Genomic DNA, 17,890 nt, shown 5'->3' with positions numbered 1-17,890 from the left:
GCGCAAACCCTGCGCACCGGCCACGTCACCTCAGTGGTGCAGCCAGACCTCGCAACCGCCCACGTCCTGCTTCCGGCCACCGGCGGCATAGCGGCGGGTGATCTCGGCCAGCCATTGCACGCGCTCGGGGCTGCTGCCTACCTGGCTGGGGCAGTTGACCAGTGCGGCCAGCGGCAAGCCCCCCAGTGCTGCATCATCTGCGGCCAACGACGCAAGCACGTCGTCCGAGGCCCAGTCCGGAATCATCACGGCACGGCGGCCGGAGAAATACGGCAGCTCGGAGGACCAGTCCTGGCCGAACGCGACCACCACGCCCTGCGCCGTGGTGCCGGTCCGGATGGCCTCGGCGATCTGCGAAACCGGTGTCGGCTCGCGTGCTTCCTTGATGTCCTTCAGCGACTTCACCAGGCCAAAGCCCACCGACAACACGCACAGGAAGATCGCCAGCGCAACGCCACGGCGCGGCTTGCCCGCCGCTTCGGCCGCCAGCACCGTCGACCACAGCACCAGGCCGATGATCGACGTGGCGAACACGATATTGGCCGCTTGGTAGTAGGGATGGGCGATGTGCAGGTTGGTGAAGACCAGGAACGGCGCCAGGTAGGCCAGCAGCAGGACAGCCACCGCCGTGCGCGTGCGCTTCTGCCACAGCCCGGCGATGACGAAGACCAGGAAGATCCAGTTGGAGCCGATCGCACCGGAGAAGCGCTTCTTGAACACCGTGCCCCACCAGGTAGCCGGATCCAGGCGCTGCTGCAGGGTGCCGTAATTCCAGGTGGACAGTGCATCGGAGGTGATCTGCCGGCCCAGCGCCGACTGCGCCTTCAGTGCATCGGCATGCTGCAGCCACAGGCTGAGCGTGGCCAGCACGGCCAGCGCGGACAGGCCACCCCAGAACAGCAGCTGCCAATGCTGCTGCAGCCACCGCGGGCGCCAGCCGTGCTCGCGCAGGGCCAGCCACAGGAAGGCCAGTGCAACGAACGCGGCAAAGCCGAAGAACGAAGTCACCTTGATGGCCGCCGACAGCACCGCCGCGACGACGGCAACCAGGCCCACCCACACGCGCGGCTGGCTGCGCAGGCGTGCCATCGCCCAGACAAAGAGCAGGCCAAAGAACACCGCGCTGGACTCCATCATCACCGAGCGCCCCCAGAACTGCGCGTACGGTGAGACGGCGAATGCGCCGGCCACGCACAGCGCCAGCGTGCGGTCAGGGCGCCATGCCAGCAGCGTGCGGTAGACCAGCCAGATGCAGCCGGCATGGAAGACGGTGGAGACCAGCCGCCCGCTGTTGTCGGCACTCATGCCGGTGACGCTGGACAGCAACGCCGCCAACCACTGGTAAAACGGGAACTCGAACGGGATCGACCAGGGCGCGCCCAGCACCGGGGTCACGTAGTCCAGCCAGGGACCGCCGCGCAGCAACCAGTCGATCGACAGTGCAGTCTGCGTCTGCCGGAAACCGGAGGCATCGACCGGGGGCATCGACCAGCTGCAGCCCAGCAGGACCAGCAGCGCGACCGCCGAGAACCACAACAGGATCTTGCCCGGCAACAGGCTGCGGTCTGGGTTGCTTTCCTGGGTCACGCCTGTTGCTCCTGACTGTGGCCGCCCACGACAGGGCGCGCTTCACGGGCGCGCAGTGTCTGTGTTGGCGCGCGGGAGTGCAAGCCGCTGCACGCGGCTGCGGCTCAGCCCTGCGGTGGCAGCGGCGCCTTCAGCGGCTCGGCATGGATGGCTTCGGTGGCCGCCACCGGTGCGGCCTCGCCCTCGCCCGCGGGCTCCTGCTCCACCGGATCGACATCGAACGGTGTGCGGAACACCAGCGACGGCAGCAGCGTGGTCAGTGCGGCGTACAGCAGCAGCGCGCCGAACAGCACCGCTGGAATCTGGAAACGCTCGCGCATGATCGCCGCCAGCACCAGGGTGAAGATCAGGGTCGGAGCCAGCGCCAGCGAGACCCGCAGGCTGCTGCGGAAGCTCTCGCCGAACATCACCCGGCGCTGCAGCCAGACCACGCCGATGCGCAGCGGCAGCACCACCAGGGTAATCACGATGCCCAGCCCCAGGGCCTCGAAACTGAGGGCTTCGCTGGGCACCTTGGTGCCGGCATTGAAGAAATAGAACGGCACGAAGAACGAAGCGAACAGGCGCAGCGCGTGCAGGTTCTCGTGCGAGGCCAGCAGCGGCATGCGCTGGTGCAGCAGGCGCGCGACCAGGCCGGCGATGAACGCGCCGACCAGGTAGTACACGCCCAGCAGGTAGGTGATGTAGGCCGCCACCATGCCGACCATCACCAGCAGCGAGAACTCCGAGCCCGGCGCGTGCGGCGCCACCCAGCGGCCCAGCGCGATGAACAGCAGCGGCAGGCCGACCATCATCGCCAGCAGCGCCAGGCTGGACAGCGCCATGTGCCCCGGATCACCGGCCTGCAGCACGATGAACAACGCCGCCAGCGCCAGCAGTTCGCCGGCGATGGCCTTGCTGGTCACCCAGAACCGTTCGTCCTCGCTCAGGCCCAGCCGCGACAGCGAGTCCATGATGAAGCCGGTGGAGGGCGTCAGCAGCGCCAACGCCAGCAGCCCGGCGGCCTGCCACGGCAATCCTGCGTAACGCCAGGCCAACCAGCCGACGCCGAACAACGTGCCGGTACGGATGACCAGATGTGCCAGCAGCGGCCACATGCCCCGGCGCAGCGCCTGCAGATCCACTTCCAGGCCGGCAAACAGGAACAGTGAGGAAATGCCCAGGGTGGCCAGCAGTCCGATCACCGCATCATGTGCCTGATCCCCCAGCCAGAGCATGCCGATGATGCCGAACAACAGGCAGGTCAACGGGGCAGGCAGGCTGAAACGCTGCAACGCGCGCGGGATCACCAGCAGCGCGAAGATCAGCAGCAGGTAGATCAACTCATGGCTCATCGGGGTCTTCCGTGGGGTTGGAACGCGCGCAGGATGCGCGCGCTGAACCGATCCGGCAAGCCGTTTCTGGATGACTCCCGGTTACCTCAACCGATCAGGCGATCGGCAATGCGCCCCACCTGCGCCAGCACCCCGGCGCGTTGCTCGTTGCTGATCGCGCCGGCCTGCAGATAGGCGGTCAGCACCCACGGCGCGCCGCCGGACAAGGGCCACAGGACGGCGATGTCGTTGCGCGCGTCTTCACCATTGCTGCCGGTCTTGTCACCCACCCGCCAGCGCTTGCCGAGTCCCGCGCGCAGGCAGGCATCTCCGGTTTCATTGTCGATCAGCCAGTCGGACAACTGCTGCCGCGACGCCGGTTGCAGCACATCGCCCAGCGCCACACGCTGCAGGGTCATGGCCATCGCCGCCGGCGTGGTGGTATCGCGTGGATCGCCCTCGGCAAAGCTGTTCAGCTCCGGCTCCAGCCGGTCACTGCGGCTCACCGCATCACCGCTCGCGCGCAGGAACGCGGTCACTGCGGGCGGGCCACCGACCACGCCGAACAGCAGGTTGGCGGCGGTGTTGTCGCTGGTGATGATCGTGGCCCGGCACAGATCGCGCACGGTCATGTCCTTGCCGGCGTGGCGACGGGTGACCGGTGCGTGCGTGAGCAGATCGGCATCGCGCACCGGCACGCGCCGGTCCAGCAATGCCGGCATGCGCTCGGCCTGGCTGAGCACGGTGGCCGCCAGCATGCTCTTGAAGGTACTGCACATCGGGAAGCGCTCATCCTGGCGATGACCCAAACGGCGGCCGCTGGCGGTGTCGAGCAGGGTCACGCCCAGGCGGCCGGCGCAGGCCATCTCCAGCGCTGCGAAATCGTTGGCGGTGGTAATGGCAGCCTCGGTCGGTGCGCGTGCGCTGGCCTTGCCTGCCGCACGCGCCAGCAACGGCAGGGCAAGCGAAGAAGCGACGGCGGCACCACTGAACTGCAGGAATCGGCGACGGGCGAGCATACGGGATCTCCTGGCAACCACTCGATTATTCAGGCCAGCACGAAGGGCGACCAGCGCGAAATATCAGCGAGAGACATGAATATTATTCATGCTTGTTGCATTCAACCCACTGCTGTTACGAACAACTTCATTGACAGGGTAGGATCAGCCATCACTCCAGCTCACGACTGCACGATGCTGCACCCGACCCTGCCGCTGAATGCGCTGCGCGCGTTCGAAGCCGCCGCCCGCCACCAGAACTTCACCCGTGCAGCGCTGGAGCTGTGTGTCAGCCAGGCCGCGCTGAGCCACCAGATCCGCGGCCTGGAGGACCGGCTCGGCATCCGCCTGTTCCATCGCCTGCCGCGCGGCGTGGCGCTCACCGACGAAGGCGCGGCGCTGTATCCGGTGCTCAACGAATCGTTCGAACGCATCTCTGCCAGCATCGCGCGCTACACCGGCGGGCCGGCCCGTGAAGTGCTGACGCTGGGCGTGGTCGGTACCTTCGCCACCGGCTGGCTGCTGCCAAGGCTGGCCGCATTCGAGGCCGCGCACCCGGATATCGAGCTGCGCCTGCAGACCCACAACAACCGCATCGACCTGGCCGGCGAAGGGCTGGACCTGGCCATCCGCTTCGGTGATGGCGACTGGCAGGGCCAGGCCTGCACGGCGATCCTCGATGCGCCCTTCGCGCCACTGTGCGCACCCGCATTGGCGCGGCGGCTGAAACAGCCGCGCGACCTGGCCACGCTGCCGTTGTTGCGCTCCTACCGCAGCGACGAATGGCCGCGCTGGCTGCAGGCGGCCGGCGTCAGCGGCGTGGAAGCGCGCGGGCCGGTGTTCGATTCCTCGCTGACGGTGGCGATGGCCGCCGCCGGGGGAGCCGGCGTGGCGCTGCTGCCCCTGCGCATGTTCGAGCAGGAACTGGCCGAAGGCCGCCTGCTGCAGCCGTTCGGCACCACGCTGGAGCTGGGCCGCTACTGGCTGACGCGGCTGCGCTCGCGCGCCGAGCGCGAGCCGGCCAAGCGCTTCCGCGAATGGCTGCAGGCGCAGCGCGCATAGGTAGTGCCGGCCGCTGGCCGGCAACCCCTGGATCCTTGTGAGCGCATCGCGCTGCCGGCCAGCGGCCGGCACGACCGGTCAGGACTCCAGCAGCTCCATCCACGCTGCCTCAGCTTTTTCCAGCTGCGCGGCGGTGGTTTCGCGGTCACGTCCGATCACCGCCATGCGGGTCGCATCGGCGTAGTTGGCCGGATCGGCCAGCTGGCGATCCAGTTCGGCCAGCGCACCTTCCAGCTCGGCCACCTTGGCCTCGGCGGCCGCCAGCTTGTGCGGGTTCACCGGCTTCTTCTGCACCACCTGCGCCACCGGGGCGGTCTTGACCACCACCGGCTCTTCCACCTGCTCCATGCGCGCCTTCGTGCCCTGCGCCTGCGGGCGGGTGCGCAGCCACGCGGCGTAGGCGTCCAGGTCGCCATCGAACGGTTCGACCACGCCATCGGCCACGCGCCAGTAGGTATCGCAGACCAGGCCGATCAGGTGGCGGTCATGCGAGACCATCACGATCGCGCCTTCGAAGGTGGCCAGCGCTTCGGCCAGGGCTTCGCGCATTTCCAGGTCAAGGTGGTTGGTCGGTTCGTCCAGCAGCAGCACGTTCGGCTGCTGCCAGGCGATCAGCGCCAGCGCCAGGCGCGCGCGCTCGCCGCCGGAGAAACCATCCACCGGCTCGAACGCGCGGTCGCCCGGGAAATTCCACTTGCCAAGGAAATCGCGGAACGACTGGTTCGGTGCGTCCGGGGCGATCTCGCGGAAATGCTCCATCGGCGACTGGCCTTCGTGCAGCGACTCCACCGTGTGCTGGGCGAAGTAGCCGATCTTCAGGTCCGGATGCGCCATGCGCTCGCCGACGATCGGCGCCAGCTCGCCCACCAAGGTCTTCACCAGGGTGGTCTTACCGGCGCCGTTGGGGCCGAGCAGGCCGATCCGCTGGCCCGCTTCCAGACCGAAGCCGACGTTGTGCAGGATCACCGCGTCCTTGCCGTAGCCGGCCTCGACGTGGTTCAGGCGGATCAGCGAGAACGGCAGCTTGGCCGGCGGCGCGAACTCGATGCGGAACTCGCGTTCGGCGCGCACCGCTTCGGTGCCGGCCAGCTTGGCCAGGCGCTTCATGCGGCTCTGCGCCTGCGCGGCCTTGCTGGCCTGCGCCTTGAAGCGGTCGATGAAACTCTGCAGGTGGGCACGCTCGGCCTGCTCCTTTTCGTGCGCGATCTGCTGCTGGCGCAGCTGTTCGGCGCGCTGGCGCTCGAAATCGGTGTAGCCGCCCGGGTAGAGCTTGGCGCCGCCGCCGTGCAGGTGCAGGGTGTGGGTGGCCACGTTGTCGAGGAACTCGCGGTCATGCGAGATCAGCAGCAGGGTGCCCGGGTACTTCAGCAGCCACTGTTCCAGCCAGTACACCGCGTCCAGATCGAGGTGGTTGGTCGGTTCGTCGAGCAGCAGCAGGTCGCTGGGCATCATCAGCGCACGGGCCAGGTTCAGGCGCACGCGCCAGCCACCGGAGAACGAAGACACCGCGCGGTGGTGCGTCTCGGCGGGGAAGCCGAGCCCGTGCAGCAGCTTGCCGGCGCGCGCTTCGGCGTCGTAGGCGCCCATCTCGGCCATCTTCGTGTGTGCGTTGGCCACCGCCTCCCAGTCTTCGCGGGCGGTTGCCTCGGCCTCTTCGGCCAGCACCGCGGCCACCTCGGTATCGCCGCCCAGCACGAAGCTCAGCGCCGGGTCCGGCAGCGACGGAGTTTCCTGGGCCACGCTGGCGATACGGACCTTGCCGGGCAGGTCGACGTCACCCTTGTCGGCCTCCAGCTCGCCCTTCACCGCCGCGAACAGGCTGGATTTGCCAGCACCGTTGCGGCCGACCACACCTACCCGGTAACCGGCGTGCAGGGTCAGGTCGACATTGGACAACAGCAGCCGCTCGCCGCGGCGCAAGGCGAAATTACGAAGGGAGATCATCGGGGGAGGGGTCCATATAACCGGATGGAATGTGCTGGTGAGCACTGTTCCTGCGACGCAATTCTAGCGTTAACGAATACTTGACGCGTCCCGGGATGCGCAGTGGCCGACGTTCCTCTCTCCCACGTCCCCGCCGCGCGCGTCCCGGGTCTCCTCCCCGCCGATGCCTGTCCGGGCTAAATGGTTGCTGCTGCAACGTTTTTTCCGATGACCGGCATTTGACAGGCACTGAATATCCCGTTAATTGCTGTATTGCGCACCGCAACAACCGCCGTCCGCCTCACCCCCGTGATGTCGATTCCGGTGCCGCCCCCGCCAACCGGAGCCCCATCCCGATGACCCGCAAGACCAGCCTGATCGCCGCCGCCGTCGCTGTCGCACTCGGTGGCTCTCCGTTCGTCGCCGCCGCCCAGCAGGCCGGCACCGCCGCCAACACCCTGGACACGGTGATCGTCACCGGCACCCGCGTGGCCGACCGCACGGTCGCCGAATCGCAGTCGCCGATCGACATCATCACCCCCGAAGCACTGCAGTCCACCGGCACCAGCGAACTGGCCACCGCCCTGTCACGCGCCCTGCCCTCGCTGAACTTCCCACGCCCTGCCCTGACCGACGGCACCAGCGGCGTGCGCCCGGCGCAGCTGCGCGGCCTGTCGCCGGACCAGGTGCTGGTGCTGGTCAACGGCAAGCGGCGCCACACCTCGGCGATGATCAACGTCAACGGCAGCATCGGCCGTGGCTCGTCGGCGGTGGACATCAACGCGATCCCGATCGCCGCCATCGAGCGGGTGGAAGTGCTGCGCGACGGCGCCTCGGCGCAGTACGGCTCGGACGCCATCGCCGGCGTCATCAACATCGTGCTCAAGGGCAGCGGCCGTGGCGGCAGCCTGGCAGTGGACTACGGCCAGTACTCGGCCGGCGACGGCAACAAGTACCAGCTTTCCGGCGATACCGGCGTCGAGTTCGGCAACGGCCGTGGCCGCGTGCACGTGGCCGGCCAGATCAGCCAGCAGGACGAGAGCAACCGCGCCGGCCCATACCGCGGCACCACGCCGAACACCGGCAACTTCCCGAGCATCGGCCAGAAGACCTTCATCGTCGGCGACCCGCGCGTGGATGCCACCGCAGCCTCCGCCAACGCCAGCTTCGATTTCAGCGACCACGTGACCGGCTACGCCAGCGCGCTGCTGAGCAACCGCGACATCACCTCGTTCGCGTTCTACCGCTCGCGCAACCACAGCGGGCAGAGCGCGCTGCTGGCGCAGACCTACCCGGACGGCTACGTGCCGGAGATCAACCAGTATTCCAAGGACCGCTCGCTGGTGGCCGGGGTCAAGGGCAACACCGACAGCGGCTGGACCTGGGACCTGAGCCTGAACCACGGCGAGAACACCCTCGATTTCCACACCCGCAACAGCATCAACTACAGCCTCGGTGCGACCAGCCCGCGCTCGTTCTACGACGGTACGCTGAAGTACCAGCAGGACATCTTCAATGCCGATCTGACCAAGTCGCTGGACTGGGGCCTGGCCTACCCGGTCACGCTGTCCTTCGGCGGTGAGTACCGCAAGGAGAAGTGGGACCAGAACCCGGGCGAACTGAACTCGTACACCGGCAGCGGCGCGCAGGGCTTCGCGGGCTTCACCCCGACCAATGAAGTGCATGCCGACCGCCACAACTACGCGGTCTACGCCGGCCTGGAAGCGGACCTGACCGAGAAGTTCTCGGCCGGCATCACCGGCCGCTACGAGGACTACTCGGACTTCGGCGACCGCTTCTCCGGCAAGCTGTCGGCGCGCTATGCGTTCACCGACAAGGTCGCGCTGCGTGCCACCGCCTCCAGCGGCTTCCGTGCACCGTCGCTGGCGCAGCAGGGCTACCAGGCGGTCACCAGCCAGTTCCTCAATGGCGTGTTCGTCGAGCGCGGCACCTTCCCGACCACCAGCCCGGCCGCGCAGGCGCTGGGCGCCTCGCCGCTGAAGGCCGAGACTTCCACCTCCTACAGCCTGGGCCTGGTACTGCAGCCGGTCGACCGCCTGTACATCACCGTCGATGCGTACCAGATCGATATCGATGACCGCATCGCGCTGTCGTCGAGCATCACCACCAATGCCGCGACCAGCGCGCTGCTGGGCACCCTGGGCCTGCCGCAGGTGACCGCGTTCTCCTACTTCACCAACGGCCTGGATACGCGCACCCGCGGTGTCGACTTCGTCTCCAGCTACACGGTGCCGTTCAGCGCCAGCAGCCTGGAGCTGACCGCCGCCTACAGCTACAACGACACCGAAGTGCGCCGTGTCGGCGGCACTCCGGCGGTATTCGGCACGCTGGGCCTGACCCAGTCGCTGATCGGCCGTGATGAGATCGGTCGCATCGAGGACAGCTACCCGCGCGACAAGGCGATCCTGAGCGGCACCTGGCGTTCGGACCACTGGGAACTGGGCCTGGCCGCGACCCGCTACGGCAAGTTCACCGTACGCAACTCTGCCACCGCGCTGCGCGACCAGACCTACGGCGATGCCTGGGTGGTGGATGCCTCGGCCAGCTACAAGCCGAGCAGCAACTGGACCCTGACCGTGGGCGCCGACAACCTGCTGGACAAGTACCCGGACCGCACCGAAGACCTGCAGAACTCGACCTTCGGCATGCTGCCGTACAGCAACTACTCGCCGTTCGGCTTCAACGGCGCGTATGTGTACGGGCGGATCAAGTACACCTGGTAAGCGGTAATGGGTGCGCCGGGCCCTGCCCGGCGCTGCTCCACACACCCGCCCGCGGCCTCGGGCCAGGCGCGGTCCTGACCGTATACCGTTGCCAGCTCCTGCACCCGGTTTCCAGGCTGTGCTCTGTTGCACGCGCCTCATAGGTCGTCCCGTGCATAATCAGCGGACCAACGAAGGAGCCGCTCCGTGACGAGAGCCTGCATCACTCGCCGCCATGTGTACGCTGCGCTCGCGTGGGTTGCGCTGGCGGCCCCCCTGTCAGGGTGTTCAGGAGATCACGTGAAACCCAGCTATTCCAAATCGAGCCTTGAGCCGGTCGTCGTCACCCAGCTCTCCGCGTCGAAGCTCCAGGTCCAGTTCAATGAACCGATGGAAAGCATGTATTACGCGGCAGGGATGAGCTATGTCGTGGAAGGGGACACCATGAAAGTCGTTGTTGATCGCTGCCCCATATCCGGCCAATGCACAACCATGCTGCGGCGCGACGTGAAGCCCGGACCTGCTGGCCCGGCCCGTCAGGAAATTCCCTTGATGGCGCCGCGCGTGGTGATGCTGTACGCCGATGGCGAAACACAGATTTTTCCGTAAGGGCATCCCATGAGCGACAAGGTCGTCCTCGGCATCCATAGTCACGTAGATCCCAATACACAGGGGTCGTTCAATCAGTTCGTGGACGGCCACGCCTGGATCTCGGTGACGCGAAACGGCCATACGACGTTCCATGGCCTGTGGCCAGACAACCATCCACTCGTTGAGGACAATGGCCCAGGTTCGGACATCCGCGAAGGCATGGAAGCCCGGGCCACACCTTCGGCCTCACGCTATTACGAATTGACTCCCGAGCAGGTCAAGCGACTTGACCAGGCCTTGGGCGAAAATGTCACCTGGTCATATGGCAATACCTGCGCATCGTGGGCGACCAGTACCGTGAACAAGGTTACCGGGCAGTCCCTGGATGCAGGCGAACTGCTGTTCACCGATACACCGCGGGAGCTGATCGAGTCCATTCGCAAGGCAGAGCGCGTGCGGCCCACCAGTCCTTCGCAGCCGCAACCGGCAACCGAACGGCCGGAAACCAGCATCCCATCGCTGAGCGATGCCTCGGCATCGCTTCACCAGCAGGCACTCGCCGGCGTCCACGCGCTGGACGCATCGCTGGGTCGCGCATCTGATGAATCCAGCCAACGCATGGCGGCCAGCCTCACCCAACTTGCCCGGGCACAAGGTCTGGAACGGATCGACCATGTGGTATTGGGCTTGCCGGCTGGTCAGCCCCCAAGGCCGGAGAACATCTTCGTCATTCAAGGAGCCTTGGATGACCCGGGCCGTCTGCGTGCCCACATCAACATTGAAACGGCCCTTCAGCCACCCGTTGCGGAGTCGCTGCGGCAGATTCATCAGTTGGACAAGCAGCTGGCCGCCTCGCCGCAGCAGGCCGAGCCTGCCCTGGAAGAGACCCAGCGCCGGCAGATGGTGTGATCATCGACGGCTACGCCTGGAGCCCCCCATAGGTAGGCACCATTCGGCCCGTCAGGGCCTGCCATCTCTCAACAAGGCTTGATATCTCGCCCGTACAAGCCGCCCACGCAACGATCCGATACGCTGGCCCGGTTTGCCGTATGTGACCGCATCGGTGAAAATCGGGGCATCCCCCCGATTGCCTGCGAGTGCCGATGCACCATGACACCGACCTGATCAACATCGTTGCCGTTGGCCTGGGGCTCGCCTTCATCTTCGGCGCGCTGGCCAACAAGCTCCGCTTGTCTCCCCTGGTCGGTTACCTGGTTGCTGGCATCTGCGTAGGTCCGTTCACCCCCGGCTTCGTCGCCGATCAGGCGCTGGCCAACCAGCTGGCCGAACTGGGCGTGATGCTGCTGATGTTCGGTGTCGGCCTGCACTTCTCGCTGAAGGACCTGATGGCGGTCAAGGCCATCGCCATTCCCGGTGCCATCGGCCAGATCGCAGTGGCCACCCTGCTGGGTTGGGGCGTGGCCTCGCTGATGGGCTGGCCAGCCATCCATGGCGTCATCTTCGGTTTCTCGCTGGCCACGGCCAGTACCGTCGTGCTGTTGCGGGCGATGGAAGAACGCCGCCTGCTGGAGACGATGCGCGGCAAGATCGCGGTCGGCTGGCTGATCGTGGAAGACCTGGCCTGCGTACTGGCGCTGGTGATGATGCCGGTGATGGCGGGTGTGTTCGGCCCCGATGCAGCGAAGGAATCGCACTCGCTGGGCAGCGTGCTGGCCGACATCGGCTGGACCTTCGTGCAGCTGGGCCTGTTCGTGGCGGTGATGCTGGTGGTCGGGCGCCGGGTCATCCCGTGGATCCTGGAACGCATCGCCGGTACCGGTTCGCGTGAGCTGTTCACCCTGTCCGTGCTGGCGATCGCGCTGGGCGTGGCGTTCGGCTCTGCGATGCTGTTCGGCGTCTCGTTCGCGCTGGGCGCGTTCTTCGCTGGCATGCTGCTCAACGAATCGGAACTGAGCCACAAGGCCGCGCACGATTCGCTGCCGCTGCGCGATGCGTTCGCGGTGCTGTTCTTCGTCTCGGTCGGCATGCTGTTCGACCCCAACATCCTCGTGCAGCACCCGTGGCAGGTGCTGGCGACGGTGGCCATCATCATGTTCGGCAAGTCGGCCGCGGCGTTCTTCATCGTGCGCGCATTCGGCCACCCGACCAGCACCGCGCTGACCATCTCGGCCAGCCTGGCGCAGATCGGCGAGTTCGCCTTCATCATCGCCGGCCTCGGCGTGGCGCTGCAGATCCTGCCGAAGGAAGGCCAGTCGCTGGTGCTGGCCGGCGCGCTGGTGTCGATCATGCTCAACCCACTGGTGTTCGGCCTGCTCGACCGTTGGCAGGCCAAGCAGGAAAAGCAGCCGCAAACGCCGGAGCCGGAAGAGGCGACCGGCCCGTCGCGCGATCTGCATGACCACGCCATCGTGATCGGCTATGGCCGCGTCGGCAGCGAACTGGCGCAGGTGCTGCGCGACCGTGGCGTGCCGGTGCTGGTGATCGATGACAACAAGGAACACGTCGAGGAAGCGCACGCCAAGGGCCTGGCGGCGATCCGCGGCAGTGCCGCTGCCGACCGGGTGCTGGCCGAGGCCCACCCGGAACGCGCCAAGATCGCGGTGCTGGCGATCCCACAGCCGCTGGAAGCCGGTGAGGCGCTGGCCAAGCTGCGGGCGATCAACCCCGACCTGACCCTGCTGGCACGTGCGCACAGCGATGCCGAAGTGAAGCATCTGCTGGAGCATGGTGCCGATGGCACGGTGATGGCCGAGCGTGAGCTGGCCTATTCGCTGGCGGAGATGGTGATGTCCACGCCGCCGTACCGGAACCTGGGGCAGCACAGCATCCCGGTGGTGTGAGGGGCGTGCGTGCGGCAGGGCTTGCAGCCCTGCACCTGCCGAAACAACGGCAACGGCAAAAGCTGGCATAGCGTGGGATGGCGGGGTGGGTCCGATTGCGGGAGACGCCGTAAACCCTTCCATGGGGGCTTGGCCGCGGCATCCATGCCGCGGACACTCCCGCAACCGGACCCACCCCGCCTTCGACAGTTCCCCGCTGCTGTTGGTGGATGTCGACCTTGGTCGACACGGCGGCGCACGGGGTCAGATCCGTTTTCGGCAGGAAAACGGATCTGACCCCGGAAACAAAAAGATCCCCGGTCGACCCGCATCGACCGGGGATCTGGATCGCCACGTTGCCACGCCTTGGAGAGGCAGTTCCACCGTAGCGCATCGCGTGGCCGGCGGTGATCGCCTGAGGCGATATGCACCAAGCGCGTGGCTATCAGGCGGCGGCCAGGGCCTGCTCCAGGTCGGCGCGCAGGTCGCCGATGTGCTCGATGCCGATCGACAGCCGCACGGTATCTTCGCTGACCCCGGCCTTGGCCAGCTCCGCTGCATCCAGCTGCCGATGGGTGGTCGAGGCCGGATGGGTGGCCAGCGACTTTGCGTCGCCCAGGTTGACCAGGCGGGTGAACAGCTTCAACGCGTCGAGGAAGCGCGCGCCAGCCTCGCGTCCACCCGGCAGGCCGAAGGTCAGTACGCCCGAGCCATGCCCGCCCAGGTAGCGCTGCGCGGCGGCATGCTCGGGATCGTCGGCCAGTCCCGCGTAACGCACCCAGGCGACCTTGTCGTGCGCCTTCAGGAACTGCGCGACGGCCAGTGCATTGGCGTTGATGCGTTCCATGCGCAGCGCCAGGGTCTCGATGCCTTGCAGGATCAGGAACGCATTGAACGGCGACAACGCGGCACCGGTATTGCGCAGCGGCACCACCCGCGCGCGGCCGATGTAGGCCGCTGGCCCCAGTGCTTCGGTATAGACCACGCCGTGGTAACTGGGGTCGGGTTGGTTGAGGCGCGCGAAACGCTTCGGCTGCGCCGCCCAGTCGAAGCGGCCGGAGTCGATGATGGCGCCGCCGAGGCTGTTGCCGTGGCCGCCCAGGTACTTGGTCAGCGAGTGCACGACGATGTCGGCACCGTGCTCGAACGGGCGCAGCAGGAACGGCGTAGCCACGGTGTTGTCGACGATCAGCGGCACACCCGCAGCATGCGCGACCTCGGCGATGGCGGCGATGTCGGTGACATTGCCGCGCGGGTTGCCGATCGATTCGACGAACACCGCCTTGGTGCGCTCGTCGATCAACGCGGCGAACGCAGAAGGATCGGCCGGGTCGGCGAAGCGCGCCTGGATGCCGTACTGCGGCAGCGTGTGTGCCAGCAGGTTGAGGCTGCCGCCGTACAGCGCGCTGGAGGCGACGATGTTGTCACCGGCCTCGGCGATGGTCTGGAGGGCATAGGTGATCGCGGCCTGCCCCGAGGCCAGCGCCAGCGCACCGATGCCACCTTCCAGTGCGGCCAGGCGCTGCTCCAGCACGTCGGTGGTGGGGTTCATGATGCGCGTGTAGATGTTGCCGGGCACCTTCAGGTCGAACAGATCGGCGCCATGCTGGGTGTCATCGAAGGCATACGCCACGGTCTGGTAGATCGGCACCGCCACCGCGCGGGTGGTCGGGTCGGGACGGTAACCGCCGTGCACGGCCAGGGTTTCCAGTTGCCACTGCGGGTCGCTCATTGCACCAGGCTCCATCCGGGGAAACCGCCACCATAGGCCAGCCGGGGCCGCCCGCTGAAAGCCGCTGGCGATGACGCCCGTACCGGCGGTTATCAGGTTGGCCGCGATTCAGGCAGTCGTCATGGGGCGTTGCTAGGCTGCGCCGCCGGGCGCTCCTGCCCGGGCACGGAGGCCCCACCCATGCAGCCATCGCCCTGGCATCCCACCACCAGCAGTTCGCCTACGTCGGTCATGCTGGTAGAGGACGACCGTCGCCTGGCCGAACTGGTGAGCGACTACCTCCACCAGCATGGCTTCGCCGTACAGCACATCGCACGCGGCGACCTGGCCGGCGCCGCCTGCCGCCAGCACGCGCCGGAGCTGGTGGTGCTGGACCTGATGCTGCCCGGCCTGGGCGGCATCGACGTGTGCCGGCAGATCCGCAGCTTCTCCGACGTGCCGATCCTGATGCTGACCGCCTGCGAGGACGACATCGAACAGGTGCTGGGCCTGGAATCGGGCGCCGATGACTATGTGCACAAGCCCATCGAACCACGCCTGCTTCTGGCCCGGCTGCGCGCCCTGCTGCGCCGCCGCCACGGCAGCAGCAACACCGGCACGCCCAGCCGGCTGATGCACGGTGAACTGCTGATCGACCGCATGCAGCGTGAGGTCCACCTGCACGGCGCCACGGTGGACGTGGGCACCACCGAATTCGAGATCCTGTGGCTGCTGGCCAGCCAGCCCGGGCAGATCCTGTCCCGTGACCAGATCCTGCAGGCGGTGCGCGGTATCGGCTTCGACGGCCTGGACCGCAGCGTTGACGTCTGCATCGGCAAGCTGCGCCGCAAGCTCGGCGACGATGCGCGCGAACCACGACGGATCAAGACCGTGTGGGGCCGCGGCTACCAGTTCAATCCGTCGGCCTGGACGGCATGAAGCGGCTGTTCCTGTGGCTGTGGTTCATCACCGGCGCCTGTTTCCTGGCCTCGGTGTTCTTTCTCAACCGGGTGCTCGACAGCATCTATACGCCCGTGCAGGATCGCGTTTTCGTCCAGCAAGTGCGCGGGCAGGTGTACGCCCTGCGCAGCGGCCTGGCCGGCCTGGACGGTAGCCAGCAGCGTGAGCGCCTGCAGCAGTGGCAACCGCACTATGGCATCGCATTGACCCTGCTCGACAAGCCTCCCGCGCTGGCCCCGCAGGAACAGGCAGCCGTGCAGGCCGATGGCTTCATCGTGCGCGATCAGTACCAGCAGGTCCTGCTGCCCATCGAAGGCATCGATGGTCGCTGGTTGCACCTGCGCCTGCCTGGCGCGGTGCAGATGACGACGTACATGACCATCGCGGCCTACCTCAGCATCCTGCTGCTGGTCGGCGCCAGCCTGTACGCCTGGGTACGCCTGCTCTGGCGCGACCTGGAGGCCCTGCGCGTGCATGCCGACCGCATCGGCGCCGGCGATCTGCAGTCACGCGCGCAGGTTTCGCCACGCTCGCAGATCCGGGTCATCGTCGATCACTCCAACCGCATGGCCGCACGCGTGGCCGAATTGGTGCAGCGCCAGCGCGACCTGACCCATGCGATCTCGCACGAACTGCGCACGCCGATCGCGCGCGTGGCCTTCGGCCTGGACCTGATGCAGGACAGCGATGACCGCGAGCGCCGCGAACGACTGGCGCAGGGCCTGCATGGCGACCTGGCCGAGCTCAACCGGCTGGTCAGCGAACTGCTGGCCTACGAACGGCTCGAGCATCCGGGCGAGGGCGAACCGATGCAGCGGATCGAAGCCAACGACTGGCTGCAGGCCTGCCTGGCCGATGCCCGCCGCGATGCCGAACGTGCTGGCCTGGTGCTGCGCGTGCAGCCCAGCACCCTGCCACGGGTGGACGCGGAACCGCGCCTGCTGCAGCTGGCATTGAGCAATCTGGTCGGCAATGCCCTGCGCCACGCGCGCTCGCAGGTGGACGTGTCGCTGATGGGTGTGGGCGGGCGCGCCTGCCTGCGCGTGGACGACGACGGCCCCGGCATCGCCGAGGCTGACCGCGAAAAGGTGGTCCGCCCGTTCACCCGCCTGGATGACAGCCGCAGCCGCGACACCGGCGGCTTCGGCCTTGGCCTGGCGATCGTCGGCCGCATTGCCGCACGCCACCACGGCGAGCTGCGCATCGGTCGCGCCGCCCTCGGCGGCGCACGCCTGGAAATGCACTGGCCGCTGGCTGCCAGCTGAACGCCCACGGGCGCAATTACAGTTGATTACAACTCCCGCACAACTGCGGACGGATCGGTCGCCGGCGTATCGCCACGCTAACGACCCTGCAGCACTCGCTGGATGCGCGCGCTGCTTTCCTCCCATTGTCGAGAGTTTCCATGTCCCAGCTTCGCCGTTCCCCCACCCTGCTCTGCCTGGCCCTGTTGCCACTGTTCGCTGCCCCGATCGCCCACGCCAAGGATGACCACTGGACCTTCGAGCTTGCCGCCGGTGGCGGCGTGGCACCGCGCTACAGCGGTAGCGAGGAGTACCGTGCGACGCCTTCGCTGTCCTTCGATGTCACCTCGCCGGGAGGTTGGTTTCTGGGCACCAGTGGCATCGGCTGGGGTACCTCCCTCGGCGAGCACACCCGCGTGCGCGCCTACGTCGGTGCCAGCGGCATCCGCAAGGACAAGGATTCGCTGCTCGGTGGTTCGGACTTCCTGCGCGGCATGGGCGATATCGATTCCCGTGCCCTGGTCGGTGTCTCGGCTGGTTATACGCTGGGCGAAGCCGTGCTGAGCGGCTCCTGGCAGTTCACCCGCAAGGACGAGGACAAGGCCGAAAACGGCTTGGCCACCCAGCAGATCCACCTGAACCTGAGCATGCCGCTGTTCGACCTGGCCGGCGGCGTGGTCAGCGGCAGCGTCTCCACCGATTACGGCAACCGTGGCTACATGCAGACCTGGTATGGCGTCAGCCCGGAACAGGCGGCGCGCACCGGCTTCGCCGAGCACAGGCCGAAGGCCGGCCTGGTCAGCGCCGGTGTGGGCCTGAAATGGAGCCACCGCGTGGGCCGCAACGGCAACTGGTACATCTCGGCCGAAGGCACGCGCCTGCTCGGCGATGCCGCCGACAGCCCGATCGTGCAGAAGGCCAACCAGTTCGGCGTGATGAGCGGCTATACGCACCGCTTCTGATGCATGAAGGGCGCCGCTGGGCGCCCTCTTCTGCTG

13 protein-coding genes are annotated in these 17,890 nt (G+C 67.3%); 8 read left to right on the top strand and 5 right to left on the bottom strand.

Features of this window, described 5'->3' with window-relative positions:
- Window positions 1-30: 30 nt before the first annotated feature.
- From AC5P66_RS06140 to blaL2, 3 genes are all read right to left on the bottom strand, one after another.
- Entirely contained in the window at window positions 31-1,587 is a 1,557-nt protein-coding gene (locus tag AC5P66_RS06140) for an ArnT family glycosyltransferase (RefSeq protein ID WP_049441311.1), read from the bottom strand.
- Window positions 1,588-1,691: 104 nt separating this feature from the next.
- Window positions 1,692-2,921, bottom strand: a complete 1,230-nt coding sequence (locus AC5P66_RS06135; RefSeq protein WP_099487618.1) for a cation:proton antiporter — start codon at window positions 2,919-2,921, stop codon at window positions 1,692-1,694.
- Between the two features lie 86 nt (window positions 2,922-3,007).
- Complete coding sequence (gene blaL2 / locus AC5P66_RS06130) at window positions 3,008-3,919, bottom strand: L2 family extended-spectrum class A beta-lactamase (protein WP_099494602.1); 912 nt, start codon at window positions 3,917-3,919, stop codon at window positions 3,008-3,010.
- A gap of 174 nt (window positions 3,920-4,093) precedes the next feature.
- Between blaL2 and ampR the strand changes: the two genes are divergently transcribed.
- Entirely contained in the window at window positions 4,094-4,960 is an 867-nt protein-coding gene (gene ampR, locus AC5P66_RS06125) for a LysR family transcriptional regulator AmpR (RefSeq protein WP_099487616.1), read from the top strand.
- 78 nt (window positions 4,961-5,038) lie between these two features.
- On the opposite strand, the gene AC5P66_RS06120 is transcribed toward ampR, so the two are convergent.
- Window positions 5,039-6,904, bottom strand: coding sequence for an ABC-F family ATP-binding cassette domain-containing protein (locus AC5P66_RS06120; RefSeq protein ID WP_014648175.1), 1,866 nt, complete (start codon window positions 6,902-6,904; stop codon window positions 5,039-5,041).
- Window positions 6,905-7,239: 335 nt separating this feature from the next.
- Between AC5P66_RS06120 and AC5P66_RS06115 the strand changes: the two genes are divergently transcribed.
- The 4 genes from AC5P66_RS06115 (at window position 7,240) to ybaL (ending at window position 12,998) form a co-directional block, all read left to right on the top strand.
- On the top strand, window positions 7,240-9,627 hold the full coding sequence (locus AC5P66_RS06115; protein WP_072167662.1) for a TonB-dependent receptor plug domain-containing protein: 2,388 nt from the start codon (window positions 7,240-7,242) through the stop codon (window positions 9,625-9,627).
- 279 nt (window positions 9,628-9,906) lie between these two features.
- Window positions 9,907-10,215 (top strand): hypothetical protein, encoded by a 309-nt coding sequence (locus tag AC5P66_RS06110; RefSeq protein ID WP_005418535.1) that lies wholly within the window; start codon window positions 9,907-9,909, stop codon window positions 10,213-10,215.
- Window positions 10,216-10,224: 9 nt separating this feature from the next.
- The gene (locus AC5P66_RS06105; RefSeq protein ID WP_099494603.1) at window positions 10,225-11,106 is read left to right on the top strand and encodes an XVIPCD domain-containing protein; all 882 of its coding nucleotides are present in this window, start codon (window positions 10,225-10,227) and stop codon (window positions 11,104-11,106) included.
- Between the two features lie 194 nt (window positions 11,107-11,300).
- The gene (gene ybaL, locus AC5P66_RS06100) at window positions 11,301-12,998 is read left to right on the top strand and encodes a YbaL family putative K(+) efflux transporter (protein WP_099487614.1); all 1,698 of its coding nucleotides are present in this window, start codon (window positions 11,301-11,303) and stop codon (window positions 12,996-12,998) included.
- A gap of 424 nt (window positions 12,999-13,422) precedes the next feature.
- On the opposite strand, the gene AC5P66_RS06095 is transcribed toward ybaL, so the two are convergent.
- Window positions 13,423-14,709, bottom strand: coding sequence for an O-acetylhomoserine aminocarboxypropyltransferase/cysteine synthase family protein (locus tag AC5P66_RS06095; protein WP_111096901.1), 1,287 nt, complete (start codon window positions 14,707-14,709; stop codon window positions 13,423-13,425).
- 180 nt (window positions 14,710-14,889) lie between these two features.
- Between AC5P66_RS06095 and AC5P66_RS06090 the strand changes: the two genes are divergently transcribed.
- The 3 genes from AC5P66_RS06090 (at window position 14,890) to AC5P66_RS06080 (ending at window position 17,854) form a co-directional block, all read left to right on the top strand.
- Window positions 14,890-15,627, top strand: coding sequence for a winged helix-turn-helix domain-containing protein (locus AC5P66_RS06090; RefSeq protein ID WP_005418539.1), 738 nt, complete (start codon window positions 14,890-14,892; stop codon window positions 15,625-15,627).
- On the top strand, window positions 15,624-16,913 hold the full coding sequence (locus tag AC5P66_RS06085; RefSeq protein ID WP_495216128.1) for an ATP-binding protein: 1,290 nt from the start codon (window positions 15,624-15,626) through the stop codon (window positions 16,911-16,913). Before AC5P66_RS06090 ends, AC5P66_RS06085 begins: the two co-directional genes overlap by 4 nt.
- 140 nt (window positions 16,914-17,053) lie before the next feature.
- Window positions 17,054-17,854: a MipA/OmpV family protein gene (locus tag AC5P66_RS06080; protein WP_495216127.1), complete on the top strand. Its 801-nt coding sequence runs from the start codon at window positions 17,054-17,056 to the stop codon at window positions 17,852-17,854.
- The last annotated feature ends 36 nt before the right edge of the window (window positions 17,855-17,890 follow it).

The organism is Stenotrophomonas sp. YJH_SMC_122 (genome assembly GCF_059369535.1).
Note: the sequence above shows the minus strand (reverse complement) of the source record. Positions and strands in the feature narration are given on the sequence as shown.

Coding starts and splice junctions, on each gene's coding strand:
- AC5P66_RS06090 (WP_005418539.1), top strand. CDS start 14,890: ATGCAGCCATCGCCCTGGCATCCCACCACCAGCAGTTCGCCTACGTCG.
- AC5P66_RS06135 (WP_099487618.1), bottom strand. CDS start 2,921: ATGAGCCATGAGTTGATCTACCTGCTGCTGATCTTCGCGCTGCTGGTG.
- AC5P66_RS06105 (WP_099494603.1), top strand. CDS start 10,225: ATGAGCGACAAGGTCGTCCTCGGCATCCATAGTCACGTAGATCCCAAT.
- ampR (WP_099487616.1), top strand. CDS start 4,094: ATGCTGCACCCGACCCTGCCGCTGAATGCGCTGCGCGCGTTCGAAGCC.
- AC5P66_RS06080 (WP_495216127.1), top strand. CDS start 17,054: ATGTCCCAGCTTCGCCGTTCCCCCACCCTGCTCTGCCTGGCCCTGTTG.
- AC5P66_RS06095 (WP_111096901.1), bottom strand. CDS start 14,709: ATGAGCGACCCGCAGTGGCAACTGGAAACCCTGGCCGTGCACGGCGGT.
- blaL2 (WP_099494602.1), bottom strand. CDS start 3,919: ATGCTCGCCCGTCGCCGATTCCTGCAGTTCAGTGGTGCCGCCGTCGCT.
- AC5P66_RS06120 (WP_014648175.1), bottom strand. CDS start 6,904: ATGATCTCCCTTCGTAATTTCGCCTTGCGCCGCGGCGAGCGGCTGCTG.
- AC5P66_RS06115 (WP_072167662.1), top strand. CDS start 7,240: ATGACCCGCAAGACCAGCCTGATCGCCGCCGCCGTCGCTGTCGCACTC.
- ybaL (WP_099487614.1), top strand. CDS start 11,301: ATGCACCATGACACCGACCTGATCAACATCGTTGCCGTTGGCCTGGGG.
- AC5P66_RS06085 (WP_495216128.1), top strand. CDS start 15,624: ATGAAGCGGCTGTTCCTGTGGCTGTGGTTCATCACCGGCGCCTGTTTC.